At 73.1% G+C, this 16,333-nt stretch carries 15 protein-coding genes and 1 pseudogene; 4 read left to right on the top strand and 12 right to left on the bottom strand.

The window, feature by feature from the left end; translation table 11 throughout:
• Both MHW47_RS19995 and MHW47_RS19990 read right to left on the bottom strand, forming a co-directional pair.
• Window positions 1-782, bottom strand: a 782-nt coding sequence (locus tag MHW47_RS19995; protein WP_239225112.1) for an NAD(P)/FAD-dependent oxidoreductase, incomplete at its 3' end; no start/stop codon positions are given.
• Window positions 783-819: 37 nt separating this feature from the next.
• Window positions 820-1,275, bottom strand: a complete 456-nt coding sequence (locus MHW47_RS19990; protein WP_239225111.1) for an SRPBCC family protein — start codon at window positions 1,273-1,275, stop codon at window positions 820-822.
• Window positions 1,276-1,534: 259 nt separating this feature from the next.
• On the opposite strand from MHW47_RS19990, the gene MHW47_RS19985 reads away from it, so the two are divergent.
• On the top strand, window positions 1,535-1,810 hold the full coding sequence (locus MHW47_RS19985) for a metal-sensitive transcriptional regulator (protein WP_308381638.1): 276 nt from the start codon (window positions 1,535-1,537) through the stop codon (window positions 1,808-1,810).
• 31 nt (window positions 1,811-1,841) lie between these two features.
• On the opposite strand, the gene MHW47_RS19980 is transcribed toward MHW47_RS19985, so the two are convergent.
• The 3 genes and pseudogenes from MHW47_RS19980 to MHW47_RS35955 all read right to left on the bottom strand — a co-directional run.
• Complete coding sequence (locus MHW47_RS19980; RefSeq protein ID WP_239225110.1) at window positions 1,842-2,492, bottom strand: class I SAM-dependent methyltransferase; 651 nt, start codon at window positions 2,490-2,492, stop codon at window positions 1,842-1,844.
• A gap of 91 nt (window positions 2,493-2,583) precedes the next feature.
• Entirely contained in the window at window positions 2,584-3,504 is a 921-nt protein-coding gene (locus MHW47_RS35960; RefSeq protein ID WP_239225113.1) for a chitinase, read from the bottom strand.
• Between the two features lie 210 nt (window positions 3,505-3,714).
• A pseudogene (locus MHW47_RS35955) lies at window positions 3,715-4,146 on the bottom strand (carbohydrate binding domain-containing protein); the annotation flags it as partial.
• A gap of 457 nt (window positions 4,147-4,603) precedes the next feature.
• Here MHW47_RS35955 and MHW47_RS19965 point away from each other — a divergent pair.
• Entirely contained in the window at window positions 4,604-7,801 is a 3,198-nt protein-coding gene (locus MHW47_RS19965) for a M20/M25/M40 family metallo-hydrolase (protein WP_239225109.1), read from the top strand.
• 81 nt (window positions 7,802-7,882) lie between these two features.
• Here MHW47_RS19965 and MHW47_RS19960 read toward each other — a convergent pair whose 3' ends face one another.
• From MHW47_RS19960 to MHW47_RS19950, 3 genes are read right to left on the bottom strand one after another with little or no spacing between them, the layout of a single operon-like run.
• On the bottom strand, window positions 7,883-9,193 hold the full coding sequence (locus tag MHW47_RS19960) for a cation:proton antiporter (RefSeq protein ID WP_239225108.1): 1,311 nt from the start codon (window positions 9,191-9,193) through the stop codon (window positions 7,883-7,885).
• Window positions 9,187-10,506: a pitrilysin family protein gene (locus MHW47_RS19955; RefSeq protein WP_239225107.1), complete on the bottom strand. Its 1,320-nt coding sequence runs from the start codon at window positions 10,504-10,506 to the stop codon at window positions 9,187-9,189. The genes MHW47_RS19960 and MHW47_RS19955 overlap by 7 nt, the downstream gene beginning before the upstream one ends.
• 8 nt (window positions 10,507-10,514) lie before the next feature.
• Window positions 10,515-11,849, bottom strand: a complete 1,335-nt coding sequence (locus tag MHW47_RS19950) for a pitrilysin family protein (RefSeq protein WP_239225106.1) — start codon at window positions 11,847-11,849, stop codon at window positions 10,515-10,517.
• Window positions 11,850-11,895: 46 nt separating this feature from the next.
• On the opposite strand from MHW47_RS19950, the gene MHW47_RS19945 reads away from it, so the two are divergent.
• Window positions 11,896-12,465 carry a class I SAM-dependent methyltransferase gene (locus MHW47_RS19945; protein ID WP_239225105.1) on the top strand — a complete coding sequence of 190 codons (570 nt, stop codon included), beginning with the start codon at window positions 11,896-11,898 and terminating at the stop codon, window positions 12,463-12,465.
• A gap of 64 nt (window positions 12,466-12,529) precedes the next feature.
• Here the strand turns inward: MHW47_RS19945 and MHW47_RS19940 are convergent, their stop codons facing one another.
• The 3 genes from MHW47_RS19940 to MHW47_RS19930 form a co-directional block, all read right to left on the bottom strand.
• Window positions 12,530-12,805 carry a hypothetical protein gene (locus tag MHW47_RS19940; protein ID WP_239225104.1) on the bottom strand — a complete coding sequence of 92 codons (276 nt, stop codon included), beginning with the start codon at window positions 12,803-12,805 and terminating at the stop codon, window positions 12,530-12,532.
• 106 nt (window positions 12,806-12,911) lie between these two features.
• Window positions 12,912-13,247 carry a transcriptional regulator gene (locus tag MHW47_RS19935; RefSeq protein ID WP_239225102.1) on the bottom strand — a complete coding sequence of 112 codons (336 nt, stop codon included), beginning with the start codon at window positions 13,245-13,247 and terminating at the stop codon, window positions 12,912-12,914.
• 6 nt (window positions 13,248-13,253) lie between these two features.
• Entirely contained in the window at window positions 13,254-13,865 is a 612-nt protein-coding gene (locus tag MHW47_RS19930; protein WP_239225100.1) for a hypothetical protein, read from the bottom strand.
• Between the two features lie 157 nt (window positions 13,866-14,022).
• Here MHW47_RS19930 and MHW47_RS19925 point away from each other — a divergent pair, with 157 nt between their 5' ends.
• Window positions 14,023-15,081: a methyltransferase gene (locus MHW47_RS19925; RefSeq protein ID WP_239225098.1), complete on the top strand. Its 1,059-nt coding sequence runs from the start codon at window positions 14,023-14,025 to the stop codon at window positions 15,079-15,081.
• Here the strand turns inward: MHW47_RS19925 and MHW47_RS19920 are convergent.
• Window positions 15,074-16,333: alpha/beta fold hydrolase (locus tag MHW47_RS19920; protein ID WP_239225096.1), on the bottom strand; the 1,260-nt coding region annotated here is incomplete at its 5' end. The two genes, MHW47_RS19925 and MHW47_RS19920, sit on opposite strands and share 8 nt — an antisense overlap.

Below are 16,333 nucleotides of genomic sequence, written 5' to 3'. Positions count from 1 at the left end.
CGCCCCGCGCGGACGACGACCTCGGTCACCGGCTCGCCGCAGCGGACCACTCCGCCGTGCCGTTCCAGCCGCCGGACCAGGGCGGCCGTGAGCGCGCCCGCGCCGCCGACCGGCACCGGGAACCCGTAGGTCTGTCCGAGCATGGACATCAGCCAGCCGAAGCCGCCGCTGCCCGCCGCCTCCGGGCCGAGGTCCGCGTGCAGGGCGGTGCCCGCCAGGAGCAGCCGGGCCGCCTCGCCGCCGAACCGCTCCTCGCCCAGGCGGCGTACGGGCAGCAGCAGGGTCCGCGCGAGGCGCAGCCCGTCGGCGACGCGGAGCCGGGCGGCGAGGCGGACGGCGGAGCGCACCGGCGGGAACGGGGTGAACAGCGCTTCGAGCATGTCGCGGCGCACCCGGTCCCAGGTGGCGCACAGCTCCAGCCACGCGGCCCCGTCGCCGGGGGCGAACGCGTCGAGCCCCGCCGCCGTCCGCTCCGCGTCGGCCTCCAGGACCGCGCACCGCCCGTCCGGCAGCGGGTGGGCGAGGACGCGGGGGGCGCGGGACCAGCGCAGCCCTTCGTCCCGGAGGCCGAGCCCGCCGATGACCGGGGAGGCCGCCGCCAGCGGGTAGAACGCGCTGAACAGGTCGGAGACGTAGTCGGGGTGCACCCCGCGGTCGCTGCGGACGGCCCCGCCGGGCTCCGGCTGCGCCTCCAGCACCTCCACGCTCCAACCCGCGCCGGCGAGGATGTTCGCGGCGACGAGCCCGTTGGGGCCCGCGCCGATGACCACGGCGTCCGGCATCGGTGCCTCCAGGTTCGGGGAGCGGGAAGGGGCTCGGTCAGACCGCCTCGCGGGCGTCCCTCCGGGACGCCTCGACGGTGTCGGCCAGCCGGGCCAGGACGCTGCGGTGGCGCAGCTGGATGAGGGCGTCGATGGCGGTGTTGTGGAGCTTGCCCGCCGGGCCCCGCAGGGGGTGTTCGTCCAGGGTGACCAGGGCGTTGTCGCCCCACTGACGTACTTCCAGGGCGATCCGGGCGGTGCCGACGCGCCCGCTGTCGGCCTCCAGCTCCAGCACGTGCGGGGCCTCGCACCGGCGCACGATGGTCCGGCCGCGCACGGACCACCGGCCGATGCCGAGGGCGTACGTGAGGCTGGCGCCGACCTCGGGCCAGGTGCCCCCGCGGGGGTACGAGTCGGACGTTCCCACCACCCAGTCGCTGTAGCGCGAAGGGTCGGCGAGCACCCTCCACACGTCCGCCACCGTGGCTTCGATCAAGCGGTGTCGTACGGCCATCGGGTCCTCCAGGCGTCGTCACGGGTGGTGCGGGCAGGCGTGCGGGCTCCCTGCGGCATGCTGGTCTCCCTGGCGAGAGGCCCGGACCTCTGGTCCCCCGGCGGACTCCGGGCAAACCCGGCACCGCCACCCTCGCCCGGCGGGCCGGGGCCCACAAGCGGGTGTACGCCGTACGGGGGCGGGCGGGAGGCGTGGTCCGGGCCGGTCGGGTGCCGAACGCGGTACGCTATACCCCTCGGGGTATGACGAGGGAGGTACCGTGCAGCTGGACATGGCGGCCGATGAGCTGAAGTCGGCGCTCAACCGTTTGAAGCGGGCGCAGGGCCAGATCGCCGGGATCATCAAGATGATCGAGGAAGGCCGGGACTGCGAGGACGTGATCACGCAGCTGGCGGCGGTCTCGCGCGCGCTGGACCGGGCGGGCTTCGCCATCATCGCCACCGGCCTGCAGCAGTGCATGGCCGAGGAGCAGCCGGCCGTGGACCGCGATCAGATGCGGACCCGGCTGGAGAAGCTGTTCCTCTCGCTGGCGTGAGACCGTGCCCGCCGGGGACGGCGGTGTCCGCTCAGGACGCCGGTCCCTTGCGGGCGAGCAGGTGGACCTCCTGGAACTGGCGCCGGTCGTCCGGCTCCGGTTCGCGGACCAGCCGCGCCCTCTCGGTGAGCCCGTGGGCGCGCAGCAGTGCGGAGAGGTGGTCCGGCGACCACCGGTACGCCGTCGCGACGGCGTGGTCGAAGGACTGCGTGGGGCGGGACGGCCCGTCGGTCGCGGAGAAGCCGATCAGGAGGTGGCCGCCGGGCGCCAGGACGCGGCCGAACTCCGCGAGGACGGCGGGCAGCTCCCCGGGCGGGGTGTGAATCACCGACCACCGCGAGAGCACCCCGTCCAGCGTCCCGTCGGCGAGGTCGAGGGCGGCCATCGACCCCACCTCGAACCGCAGCCCCGGAAAGGCGTCCCGGGCCAGGTCGATCATGGCGGACGAGGCGTCCACCCCGTACACGTCGAGCCCGAGGTCCGCGAGGTATCCGGTGACGTGGCCGGGGCCGCAGCCGAGGTCGGCCGCCCTGCCGCCCGGGCCCACCAGCTCGGCGAAGGCGTCGAGCACGGCCCGGTCCAGCGGGCTGCCGCGCAGCGAGTCGCTGAACATCCGCGCGTAGAGCGCGGCCGCCTCGTCGTAGGCGGCGCGGGTGACGGAGAGGGCATCGTGGTCGGCCATGCCGGCGAGGGTAGTACCCGGGCCGGCGGCTTCGCCCGGAGGGCGGCAAGGCGCGTCCGGCCCGGGTGGGCCGGACGCGCCGGGTTCAGGCTCAGCGGCCCTGCAGCGACTTCACGTTGTTGCCGAAGGACCAGCCCTTGGAGCCGTCCCAGTTGAGGGACCACGTCATCAGGCCCTTGAGCGAGCCGTTGAACGAGTTCCACGCCTGGCTGACCTGGCTGGGCGCCATGTAGCCGCCGCCCGCGCCGGGCTGGGCCGGCAGGCCGGGCACCTGCTTGTCGTACGGCACCTTGATGGTGGTGCCCTGGATGGTCAGCCCGTTGTTGAGGCAGGTGGTCTGGGCGACGAAGCCCTCCACGGTGCCCGCCCCGTACGAGTCGCCCGAGCAGCCGTACATGCTGCCGTTGTAGTACTGCATGTTCAGCCACCACAGGCGGCCGTTGTCCGCGTACTTCTTGATGATCGGCAGGTACGAGCCCCAGATGGAGCCGTAGGTGACGCTGCCGCCGGTGACGTACGCGGTCTCGGGCGCCATCGTCAGGCCGAAGCCCGCCGGCATCTTGGCGAGCACGCCGTCGATGATGCGGATCAGGTTGGACTGCGAGGCTGACAGGGTGTTGATGTTCCCGCTGCCGGACAGGCCGGTCTCGATGTCGATGTCGATCCCGTCGAAGTTGTACTTCTTGAGGATCGGGACGACCGTCTCCACGAAGCGGTCGGCGACCTTGCTCGACGAGAGGTCGATGCCGGCGGTCGCGCCGCCGATGGACATGAGGATCGTGGCGCCGTTCGCCTTGGCCTCACACATCTGCGCCGGCGTGGACACCTTCACGGTCGCGTCCATGCCGTCCTCCCACAGGACGGTTCCGTCCGAGAGGATCACCGGGAAGGCGGCGTTGATGACGTTGTAGCCGTGCTGCTTGATCCGGCTGTCGGAGATGGGAACCCAGCCCATGCCGGGGTGGACGCCGTTCGAGGCGCCGTCCCAGTTCTCCCAGTAGCCCTGGAGCACCTTGCCGGTCGGCTTGGGCTTCGTGGCACAGGTGGCGTCACCCGGAGGGTCGGTGGGGGGCGGGGACGTCGGGGGCTCGGAGGTGGGCGGTTCCGACGTGGGAGGTTCCGAGGTGGGCGGCTCGGACGTGGGCGGCTGGGTCGAGCCGCCGGGGCCGCTGAGCGTCACGTCGTCCGCGTAGTAGGCGGGCGTCCCGTACCAGCCGTGCAGGTAGACCGTGATCGACGTGGTGTTGGCGCCGGTGGTGAAGTCGACGCTCAGCTCCTTGTACGAGGCGGAGCTGGGGGTCCAGGTGGACGGCTCGCTGGTGGCTCCGGTGCCGCTGGCGCCGAGGTACACGTAACTGCCCTGGACGAAGGCGCTCAGCGTGTACTTCGAGTTGGGCTGCACGCTGACCGTCTGCGTGCACTGGGCGTTGCCCAGGCCGGACGGCGTCGCCTTGAGCGCGGACGAGCCGGAGTGCACGGGGCTGCCGGTGACCACGCCCGAACCGTTGGCGCAGTTCCAGCCGGAAAGCCCGCTCTCGAAGCCGGAGTTGGTCACCAGGTTGGTGGTGGCGGCGCCGGCCGAGCCGGTGCCGACCAGGGTGACGCAGGCGCCGATGACGGCGGCGGCGCTCACTCCGGCGAGCGTGCGGGTCATCACGGTCGAGCTGCGGGGGGTGCGGGCGGGGGTCGAATGCCCGTCTTCCGCCTCGGGGAGAGTACGAATCCTCCGACGGAACATGCTGTGCTCCATTCTCGCCACGTGCCGTGGGCGTGAGCGTGCGTGAGGGGGGCATGGACGCACGAACTGGGGATATGCAGTGCGGCGATCGACGGGATCGTAGGAGCGGGGGCGGGGCCCGTCAATAGGTCTGGACCAAAGACGAAGGAGATCCGGGTCTGCCACTTGCCGGAACTTGACAGACGGGGCGGCGAACCCCGAATCGCTTGAACGCGGGGCCGGTCCAGTGTGAGGGTGCGGCCTGTCCGGCAGCACGCCATGCCGGCGGGGCGGGTGGAGGCCTGACAACTCCACCCGCCCTCAACGACGTTGGATTTGTCATACCCATGACAAACTCTGTGATGGTTTCCATCACCTCTCACAAGGAGCCCTGATGTTGAAGAAGTTGGTGGTGGCCGGAGCATCCCTGGCCATGGCCCTCGGGGTGGTGTCGCCGATACCCTTCGCCGCGGCCGCCCCGGCCTCCTCGCCCCCGGTGAGCAAGCCCAGACCCTCGCCCGTCGAGGCGGCGGTCGCCGCCGCGGACCGCGCCACGGGCAGCGGCGTGGACGCGCTGGCGAAGGGACCGGCCGACCGCTACGACCGGAGCCAGGTCATCCCCTGGACCGACGACCTGTTCTCGGTCGCCTACGAGCGCACCTACAACGGCCTGCCCGTGGTGGGCGGCGACGCCGTGGTGCTCGCCGACGGCGAGGGCACCGTCCGCTCGGTGCAGTCCGCGACCACGGCCAGGATCTCCGTACCGACCACGGCCAAGGTCACCGCGAAGCAGGCCGCGTCGACCAGCCGCTCCCGGCTGGCGAAGGTCACGAAGGCCGGCGCCCCGCGCCTCGTGGTCCGGATCGAGAACGACCACCCGGTCCTCGCCTGGGAAACCGTGCTGACGGGCCACACGAAGAAGAACGCGCCCAGCAAGCTGCACGTCTTCGTCGACGCGCAGACCGGCAAGGTCGTCGGCTCCTACGACGACGTCCGGGCCGGCACGGGCAACAGCGAGTGGAACGGGCCGAACCCGCTCACCATCGACACCTCCCGCTCGGGCACCCAGTACGTCCTGCGCGACACCACGCGCCCCGGCCTCCAGTGCTCGGACTACAACGGCGGCCTGTTCACCAAGTCCACCGACAGCTGGGGCACCGGCAGCGCCACCAGCCGTGAGACCGGCTGCGTCGACGTCATGTACGCGGCGCAGAAGCAGTCGGACATGCTCAAGGAGTGGCTCGGCCGCAACGGGCACAACGGGAACGGCGGCAGCTGGCCGACCCGCGTGGGCCTGAACGAACTGAACGCCTACTGGGACGGCTCCACCGTCACCATCGGCCGCAACACGGCCAACAAGTGGATCGCCGGCATGGACGTCGTCGCGCACGAGTACGGGCACGGGCTCGACTCGAACACGCCCGGCGGCGCCAACCACGAGAGCGGTCTGGGCGAGGCCACCGGTGACATCATGGGCGCCCTCACCGAGGCGTACGCCAACCAGCCCACCGGGTACGACACCCCCGACTACACCGTCGGCGAGATGATCAACCTGCAGGGCCGCGGTCCCATCCGCAACATGTACAACCCCGGTGCGCTCGGCGACCCCGCCTGCTACTCCTCCTCCATCCCGAACACCGAGGAGCACGCGGCGGCCGGCCCGCTCAACCACTGGTTCTACCTGCTGGCCGAGGGCTCCAACCCCGGCGGCGGCAAGCCCTCCAGCTCCACCTGCGACGGCTCCACCGTCACGGGCATCGGCATCAAGGACGCCGGCCGGATCTTCTACGGCGGCATGCTGCTGAAGACCAGCGGCATGACGTACAAGCGCTACCGGACCGCCACCCTGACCGCGGCGAAGAACATGGACGCGAGCTGCGCCCTGTTCGACCGGACCAAGGCCGCGTGGAACGCGATCAGCGTGCCGGCGCAGACGGGCGACCCGACCTGTACCTCGCGCGAGACCGACTTCTCCCTGGCGCTGAACCCCGCCTCGGGCGACGTGCAGCCGGGCTCCTCGGCCCGGGCCACGGTGACCACCGGCATCGTCAGCGGCGGCTCGCAGCAGGTCTCGCTGACCGCCTCCGGGGCACCGTCCGGCGTGAGCGTCTCGTTCAGCCCGGCGACGGTCAACTCGGGTGACAGCGCGACCATGACGGTCGCCACCTCCTCCGGCACGACCGCCGGCTCGTACACGATCACCGTCACGGGCCGCGGCGGCGACAAGACGCACACCGCGCAGTACACGCTGCGGGTCGGTGGCGGCGGCACCCCGACCACCCCGCCGGACATCGACGTGGCGAACGTGCAGGCGCACCTCTCGCAGCTGTACACCATCGCCCAGCAGAACGGCGGCAACCGCCGGTCCACCACCAACGGCTACCGGGCCTCGCTGGCCTACGTGAAGGGCAAGCTCCAGGCGGCCGGCTACACGGTCACCGAGCAGACCTGCACCTCCGGCTGCTCGGCCGGCGCGGGCAACAACCTGATCGCCGAGTGGCCGAAGGGCGACGCCAACAACGTCTACATGTTCGGCGCCCACCTGGACGGCGTGTCCGCGGGCCCCGGCATCAACGACAACGGCTCCGGCTCCGCCGCCCTCCTCGAAACGGCCCTCAGCCTGGCGCAGAACGACCCGAGCATGAAGAACCGGGTCCGCTTCGCCTGGTGGACGGACGAGGAGCAGGGCCTGAACGGCTCCGACTTCTACGCCCGGACGCTGTCCGGCACGGAGCGCGCGAAGATCAAGGCGTACTACAACTTCGACATGATCGGGTCGACCAACGCCGGCTACTTCGTCAACAACCTGAACTCGACCGCCGCCGCGCCGATGAAGGCGTACTGGGACTCGCTGGGCCTCGCCCCGCAGGAGAACGTCGAGGGCCAGGGCCGCTCGGACGACTACTCCTTCCAGACGGTCGGCATCCCGACCTCCGGCTACGCCACCGGCGCCTCCGCGGTGAAGTCGGCCTCGGAGGCCGCCAAGTGGGGCGGTACCGCGGGTCGTGCGTACGACTCCTGCTACCACTCCTCGTGCGACACCACGAGCAACATCAACGCCACCGCGCTGAACCGCGCCGCGGACGGCATCGCCTACACGATCTGGAAGACCGCGGTCGGCGAGGCCCCCAACCCGAACAACGACTTCTCGATCAGCGCCAACCCGTCGGCCGGCACGGTGAGCCCCGGCTCGTCCGCCACGGTCTCGGTCTCCACGGCCACCACGAGTGGTTCCGCCCAGACCGTCAGCCTGTCGGCCTCGGGCCTGCCCACCGGTGTGACCGTCGCCTTCAGCCCGGCGTCGGTCTCCTCCGGCCAGACCTCGACCGCGACCGTACGGGTGGCGGACGGCACGGCCGGCGGTGTCTACACGCTGACCCTGACCGGCACCGGCGAGGTCACCCACACCACCACGTACACCCTGACGGTGCCCGGTGACACGGGTGGCGAGACCACCTGGAAGCTCGGCACCACCTACGCGGCCGGCGACATCGTCACCTACGACGGCGTCCGCTACCGCTGCCTCCAGGGCCACACGGCCTACCCCGGCTGGGACCCGCCCAACGTCCCGGCCCTGTGGCAGCGCCTGTAGGCGCCACGAGGTGACGACGAGCCCGGCCGGCCTCCCCCAGGGGAAGCCGGCCGGGCTCCGGCGTGCGGTACGGGCGGCGCGTCAGGACCGGCCGGCCGGCTCCCCCACGGCCCCGCCGGCCCGTTCGGCCGGCCGCGTCTCGGTCTCGCCCTTGTCCCCCGCCCTGACCAGATGCAGCAGGGGCGTGGTCACGGCCGTGGTGACCAGGGCCACCACGACGAGGACGGTGAAGAGGTAGTTGTCGATGAGCCCCGCCTGGCGTCCGACGTCAGCTATCACCAGCTCGGTCAGCCCGCGGCAGTTGAGCAGGACGCCCAGTTCGGCCGCCTGCCTGCGGGGAAAGCCCACCATCCGGGACGCCAGCGTGGCCGCGGCCAGCTTCGCGCCCACCGTCACCACGAGCACCCCGAGCAGCGTGAACACCGCCCGGGTGGAGGAGAACACCCCGGTGAACTCGGCGGACATGGCCACATGGGCGAAGAAGAGCGGGAGCAGCACGCCGCGGGTGAGCCCGCCCAGCCGCTCGGCGGTACGCTCCGCCGCCGGGACCGACCTCGGCATCACGGCTCCGAGGAGGAACGCCCCGAAGATCGTGTGCAGGCCGATGAGCTGGGTCATCAGCGACGCGGCGAGCGCGGCCGCCGCCGTGATCGCCAGGACCATGTGCTCCGCGGAGGGCCCGTCGCCCCGCGCGTACAGCCGGGCCAGGCCGCGCCGCCCGCCGGTGAGCACCGCCGCGGTGAACGCCACCGCGAGCACGCCGGTCAGCAGGCCCGCGGCCACGCCCTTCCCCGACGACACCGACAGCACCACGGCCAGCACCACCCAGGCCGCCGCGTCGGCCACGGCGGCGACCGCGAGGGCGAAGCTGCCCGTCACCGTGCCCAGGAGGTTCTGCTGCCGGAGGATGCCGGCGAGCACCGGCAGGGCCGTGATGGACAGGGACAGGCCCAGGAAGAGCGCGAATCCGTGGGCCGGGGCGCCGTTCCCGTGGCCCGGGTACAGCAGCGGGGCGAGCAGCAGCCCGCAGACGAAGGGCGCGGCGGCCCCGGCGAGGGCCACCACCCCCACGGCACGGCCCCTCCCCTTGACGTAACCGACCTCGAACTCGCAGCCGACCAGGAACATGAAGAAGACGATGCCCAGCTGGGCGGCCATCTCCAGGCCCTCGCGGACGTCCGGCGGGAACAGCCACGCCCAGGTCTCCGGGGCCAGCGCGCCCAGCGCGGTGGGGCCGAGCGTCAGTCCGGCGAGGATGTCGCCGACCACGGGCGGCTGCCCCAGGCGGCGGAGCAGCAGGCCGGCGGCGTGGCAGGAGACCACGATCACCAGGACCGCGAGCAGGAAGCGGGTGGTGGGGTCGCCGTGGGACAGGGCGCTCGCGGTCACCACGGCTCGGCCCACCGGGCACCGGAGGGCGAGGACGCGTGCACGGCGGTGAGGTCGCCCAGCACCACCGTGCTCGCGCCCGACGGGTCCGCGAGCGGTCCGGCGACGGCCGCCACGTCGGACGCTGCGGCCTCCGCGAGCCTGCCGCAGTAGCGCTGGAGCCAGTCCAGCCGCAGGCCGCGGGAGGCGAGGTCCGTGGTGAGGTCGGCGACCGACGCCTGGGTGCTCAGCGCGCGGTGGCGTCGTCCGATGGCGTACTGGCGGGCGTGGTCCACCTCGCGCGGGGTGGGCGGCTCCTGGCCCATGCCGGCGAGCAGCCGGCCGATCTCGGCGTAGGCCGCGGCGGTCACCTCGGTGGCCGCGTCCACGGAGACGACGAGGGCGCTGGCCGCCTCGGGGAAGACCAGGGCGGTGGACGGGGAGTAGGCGTAGCCGTGGCGCTCGCGGAGGCTGCCCACCAGGCGCGAGGAGAAGTAGCCGCCCAGCACCAGGTTGGCCAGCTCCTGTTCGGGGGCCATGGGGTGGGTGAGGGGGCGGGCCGGGAGCGCGGCGCGGATCACGGACTGCACGGCCTGCGGCCGGTCGACGACCTGGGTGGCGCCGGGCCAGGTGGCGGGCGCCGGTGGGTTGGGGGGCAGCGGCGGGCCGCCCGGCCAGTCGCCGGGGTCCCGCCGCGCCACGTCGAGTGCCCGGTCGGGAAGGAGGTCGCCGACCAGGACGAGGGTGGCCCCGGTGGGGCGCAGCCGCTCCGCGGCGAGGGCGCGCACGGACTCGCGGTCGGCGGTGGTGACGCTCTCCGGGCGGGCCGCGGCACGGGCGTAGGGGTGGTCGCCGTAGATCGCCCGGTTGAGGTGTTCGATGGCGGCGGCGGCCGGGTCGGCCCGGCCGATCTCCAGCCGCTGGGCCAGCGGCATGCGCAGGGTGGCCAGCCGGCTCTCCGGGTAGGCGGCGCGGGTGAGCAGCGTCAGCAGCAGCGCCAGGAAGGGTTCGACGGCGGGGGCGAGCACGCCGCCCGCGAGCAGCAGCCGGTCGGCGTCGACGGACATGCCCACGCGCGCGCCGAGCAGGTCGAGTTGTTCGGCGACGTCCTGGCGGGAGAGCCGGTCGGTGCCGTCGGTGAACGTCTGGGAGAGGAGCAGGGCCGGTCCCTGCGGCGCGCCGGCGAAGGGGAGGTGCAGCCGCAGTTCGACCAGGGGCGTGGAGGGGCGGTGCACGGCGATGACCGTGAGGCCGTTGGACAGGGTCTCCTCGGCGGCCGGGGGCAGGTGCGGCACGGCGACCGCGGTCCGGGGAGCGTCTGTGGCGATGCCTGTCATGCCGGTCCTCATTCCGGGAGCACGGTAACGGTGCAGTGACCTGCCGCGGCGAGCGTGGCCGCGGTGCGCGCGATGTCGTCGGGGCCGATGCCGGCCAGGGCGTCGGCCCACTCGTTGACGGAGGCGGCGGCCCCGCGGTGCAGCTCGGCCGCGCCGAAGGCGACCGCCCGGTTGACGGTCTGGTCCATGTCCCGCAGCAGGGCGGAGACGGCACGCGCGGCGGCCCGCCGCAGCTCGCGTGCGTCCGGGCCGCGGTCGGCGAGGAGGGCCAGCTCGTCCAGGAGCGCGGTCCGGGCCCGGTCCGTGTCGTCGGCGTCGCGCAGGTTGCCGCTGACCACGAGGGCGGCGGAGGGGCGGCAGCCCAGGGTGTCGCCCCGGAAGCCGGTCTGGGCGCCGATGCCGAAGGCCAGGCCGTCGGTGTCGGTGAGCCGGCGCGGCAGCCGTGCCCCGGTGCCGCCGGTCAGGATCTCGCAGAGCACCAGGTGGACGAAGTACTCGGCGGAGTCGGACCAGGTGGGCACCCGCCAGCCGGTGGCGAAGGCCGGTGCGGGCGCGAGCCGGTCGACGTACCGGTGCTCCCGGACCTCGGTGAGCTGCGGCTCCGCGGTCGGTGTCGGCGGGGCGGCGGGGCGTGCGTCCACCCGGTCGAAGTGGCGGTGCACCAGTTCCGCGGCGCGTTCCGGGTCGAATCCGCCGACCAGGCAGAGCACGGCGTTGCCCGGGCCGTAGTGGCGGGCGAAGAACTCCTCGGCCTGCTCCACCCGGGCGGACCGCAGCTCCCGGAACGAGCCGTATCCGTCATGGGTGTTGGGGTGCGTGTCGAAGAGCGCGGCGCACATCCGCTGCCAGGGGAAGTCGCCGTAGGGGCGGTTGAGCACGTGGCCGCGGATCTCCTCCGAGACGACGGCGATCTGGGTGCGCAGCCCTTCCTCGGTGAAGCGCGGCCGGAGCATGCGCTCGGACTCCAGGCGCAGTGAGAGGTCGAGCGCCGCGCCGGGGACGTTCTGGTGGTAGTACGTGTGGTCGGGCCGGGTGTAGGCGTTCATCGCGCCGCCGGCTCCCTGCACCTGGTGGGTGTGGGAGGCGAGGGCGGTCTCCGCGGCGCCCTGGAACATCAGGTGCTCGAAGAGGTGGGCGAAGCCGGACCGGTCGCGCGGTTCGGAGCGGTAGCCGACGCCGTACAGCACGGCGACCTCGGCCACCGGGAGCGCGGGGTCGGGGAGCAGCAGGACCCGCAGTCCGTTGTCGAGCCGGAAGGACTCCAACGGGTAACGCATCGAGGGGAGTTCGGGACCGGCGGGCCGGCTGGTGCCCGGCGACGGTGCGGTGGTCGTCGGGTACATTCTGCTCCTCGATGCTTTCGTCGACACGGACAGGAGAAGGTCAGCCATGGAGCCGCAGCGGCCGCTCTACAGGAACCCCGGTGGCTATGTGCGCACCATGGGGCTGCCGTTCTGGGGGCTCCACCGGCAGGCGGCCGCGCGGGCGTGCCGTGCGCTGCCGCAGGGGGGCAGCGTCCTCGACGTGGGCTGCGGTCCGGGCCGGCTGGTGCGGATGGTCGCGCGCCGTCGCCCCGACGCGCGGGCGGAGGGCGTCGATCCCGCTGCCGAGATGGTGGAGTATGCCGCGGACCGGACGCCGTCGCGGCTGCGGAGCCGGGTGGAATTCACCCGGGCCGGCGCGGAACGGCTCCCCTTCGCCGAGCATTCCTTCGATGTCGTCGTCTCCACGATGAGCTTCCAGCACTGGCATCCGCTGGAGGACGCGATCGCCGAAGTGCTGCGGGTGACGCGTCCGTCGGGCAAAGTGTTCCTGTACAACGTGAGAGGCGCTTCCTACGGACGGGTGCGGGAGGCGGCCGAGGCGGTGGCGCCCGGCTGGTCGCAGAGTTCCCGCCCGGTCCGGACGGTGTCCCGGCCGCTGCTCCTCTTCACGCACATCGAGCTGTCCAGGGACTGACGCCGCGGGGGCGCGAGCCGAGGTCCGGTCCGACTACGACTCGGACCGGACCTCTTCGCCGTGATCAGGCGCTGATGGAGCCCAGGCGCGCGTCGATCAGCTCGGCGGCGGTGCAGGCGCTGCCGGTCACCGAGGCGTCGGCGCTGGTCGCGGTGCGGGCGTCGCCACCGAAGACCATGTCGGCGAGGCCGTAGCCGAAGACCGCACCCTCGATGACCGCCCAGCCGACGGCCGGCGTCGCCAGCGTCGGGCACGCGGGGCGCTCCATCTCGAGCGGACGCAGCGCGCCGCCGTCGACCTCGGGAAGCAGACGGGCGGCGACGGTTTCCACACGGTTCATGACGAACTCCTTGTTTCGCGAGGGAACTTGACCCGCAAGACGCTATCTGCGCGGATCGGAGACCGACATCAACTGATCTGCTGAATCCGGGGGCGGTCCGCCGGCCTCACCCCGCCTCGCCCTCCCGTCGCCATTCGGCCACCATGCCCCGCAGCCGTCCCATGCCGTCCCAGTACCGGGAGACGGCCTCCCGTCCGTGCGGCGTCAGCTCGACCCAGGTGCGCGGACGCTTCCCGGAGAACCCCTTGGTGACCTGGACGACCTCCGCCTTCTCCAGCACGGCCAGGTGCGCGCTGAGGTTGCCCCGGGAGAGTCCGGTGATCCGGTGCAGGAACTGGAAGTCCGCGCTGTCGCAGGTCGCCAGGGCCGAGACGATGGCGAGCCGGCCCGGTTCGTGAATGACCCGGTCCAGACCGGCGAGTTCCTCGAAGGGCGTACCCACCGCGGCTCACTCCCCCGTGGCCAGGCTGCGCCGGACGATCAGCCGGCCCCACAGCGCCACGACGGCGCCGGCCAGGCAGAGCAGGGCCAGCAGGTACTCCAGCACCGACAGCGGGTGCCGGTCCGTGTCGAGCATCGAGGCCAGCGGGAGCAGACCGGCCACCAGGCCGAGGCCGCCGACCAGGCCGACGGGCAGCGCCAGGGGGCCCAGCCGGACCGCGCAGCCCAGCAGCACCGCGGAGACCGCGATTCCCTCGGGGCTGACCGAGGTGTCGAGGTCCAGCGCGTGGAGCCCGCCCACGAGCACGGTGCTCAGCACGGTGAAGAGGATCATGCGCTGACCGACGCGGCGCGTGGGGCGCACGTCGCCGTAGGTGTCGGTGAACCTGCGGTTGGCCCGCACCGCCAGCAGGGTGGCGATCAGCCCGGCGGCCACCACGCCGCCGTACCAGACGGGCGTGTCGAGCCCGGGTGCCGCCGGGGTGCCCGCGAAGAGCACGAAGGCGAACACCAGCAGGGCCGGGACGACCACCGTGCCCTGGAGCACCTCGTAATGGGCGCTGATGAATCGGACCCGGTCCAGGTCCGCCGTCGCTTTCGTACCACCGTTCCCGGCCATGTTCCCACTCCTCTCGTCGGATGTCTCGTCGTGGTTCCTGCCGACAAGAGTACCCAACAAGTTTGTGAGACAAACCTTTCTGCATTGCAGACTTATTGGCGCTCCAGCGCTAGAGTATGACTACAAAACAACGCAACTCCCCATAAAGAGGAGGAACATGACCACCCGTCAGCCCCACGGAGACGAGAGCGCCGGCCGGTCCGGCGCCCCGGACGAGGCCACCCGCTGGCTCGCTTCCACGCTCGATCTCCTCGGTCCCTACGCGGTGCGCGCCGCCGCCTCCCTGAAGCTCGCCGACCTCATAGCCGCCGGCCACACGGCCGCCGACGACCTGGCCCGCGAGGCGGGCACCGCTCCGGGCGCGACCGCGCGGCTGCTGCGCTACCTGGCCGCCCGGGGGGTGTTCCGGGAGAGCGCACCCGGGCACTTCGTCCTCACACCCGCCGCCGAGCTGCTGCGCAGCGACAACCCCAAGGGCCTGCACGAGCACCTGGACGCCACCGGCACCTCGGGCCGGATGGAGCGGGCCTATCCGCACCTGATCGACGCCGTGCGCAGCGGCTCCCCGGTGTACGGGAACACCGGCGGCGACGCGCCGGACTTCTACGCCGACGTCGACGGGGACTCGGAGCGGGCCGCCGCCTTCGCGGAGGCGATGGGCCGCCAGACCGCCGACACCGCCGCCGCGCTCGCCGACGCCTACGACTTCGGCGCGTTCGGCACGGTGGTCGACGTGGGCGGCGGCAACGGCACGCTGCTGCGTACGCTGCTGTCCCGCCACCCCGGCCTCAAGGGCACGGCCCTCGACCTCCCGGGCACCGCGGACGTGGCCCGAGGGCTGCTGGCGGAGGCCGGCCTCGGGGACCGCGGCACGGCCGTGGGCGGGAGCTACTTCGACCCGCTGCCGGCCGCCGACGTCTACATCCTCTCCAGCATCCTGCTGGACCTGGAGAACGACGACGCCCTGCGGGTGCTGCGCAACTGCGCGTCCGCGGGCACGCCGGGCTCCCGGGTGGTGTGCGTGGAATGGCTGGCGGGGGGCGAGGGCCCGCCCTACGCGCGCACCCATGTGGACCTGCACGAGCTCGTCCTGACCGGCGGGCGGCTGCGGGACCGGAAGGAGCTGGACGAACTCGCCGAAGAGGCCGGCCTCACGGCCGGCCTCTCCACGCTGCTTCCCACCGGTCATCTGGTGCTCGAGTACCGGCTCACCTGATCGCCGACGTCCCGGTGGCCGGCGCACGCAGCGCCGCGCCGGCCACCGGGGGCTGCGGTTCCTGCCCCGGCGGGCAGACCAGGTCGGGCCCCCGGCCCGCGTCCGCGGGCAGCTCGCCGTCCAGCAGGTAGTCCAGCACCGCCCGGTCGGCGCAGGCGTCGCCCCGGACCAGGGACAGGGCGTGGTTCACCCCGCCCTCCTGGACGACCAGGCGCGAAGCGGGCAGCGCGCGGTGCATGGCCGCACCGCCCTCGTACGGCATGCCGCCGCCCTCGGTGGCATGCAGCAGCAGCGCCTCGCCCACGGCCGCGCCGTCGATGCGCACCGCCTGACCGCCGCGCTGCGGCCACCTGGCGCAGGGGGCCAGGTGCCAGGCGTTGTTCCAGGCGGCGAAGGGCGCCTCGGCGTGCATGGCCGTCTTGTCGCGGTGCCAGCGCCGCCAGCTGCGGGGCCAGGTGCCGTCGGCGCAGCTGGTGGCGAGGAAGGAGGCGTAGCGGTTGTCCCCTTCCTCCCGGGCGAACATGTCGTAGGCCAGCGCGGCGAGGGAGGTGTCGCCCCGGACCGCGTACGCCGACAGCACGTCGGCGATGATCGGCCAGTAGCGGTCGTCCCAGGTCGCGTTGATGACCAGCGCCTCGAGTTCGTACGGGCCCGTCGCGCCCTGGGCCGGCGCGCCGGCCAGCTCCTCGCGCAGCGCCCGGTAGACCGCCGCGACCTCCTCCTCGGTGTCGCCGATGCCGTAGGCGGCGTCGTGGCGGGCCGCCCACGCGAAGAGACGGTGCGCCACGTCGTCCATGGCCCGGTCCTGGTCCAGGTAGTGGCGGTACAGGTCGGAGTCCGGGCGCATGCTGCTGTCCAGCACCAGGCGGTCTCGGCTGCCCGGGTACAGCGTCGCCCAGGCCGCCCCGAGGTAGCCGCCGTAGCCGTAGCCCGCGAAGCTGATCCTGGACTCGCCGAGGGCGACGCGCAGCGCCTCCAGGTCGGCCGCGTGGTCGCGGGTGGACATGTGCGCGAGCAGGGGTCCGCCGTTGCGGGCGCAGTCGGCCGCGTAGCCGGTGGCCCGGCGCAGCAGTTCGCGCTCCGCGCGGGCGCCTGCGGGCACCGGGTCGGGCGCGGGCGGGTTCCAGAAGCCCGGGTCGCAGCTGAGGCCGGGCTTGCTGGCGCCGGTGCCGCGCGGGTCGTAGGCCACGAGGTCGTACCTGGCCCGCAGTTCGGCCGGCGCGGTGGCGGCCAGCGACGCCAGCAGGCCCCG

It is taken from the genome of Streptomyces sp. OfavH-34-F, assembly GCF_022347745.1.
In the GTDB taxonomy this organism is placed as follows: Bacteria; Actinomycetota; Actinomycetes; order Streptomycetales; family Streptomycetaceae; genus Streptomyces.
Note: the sequence above shows the minus strand (reverse complement) of the source record. Positions and strands in the feature narration are given on the sequence as shown.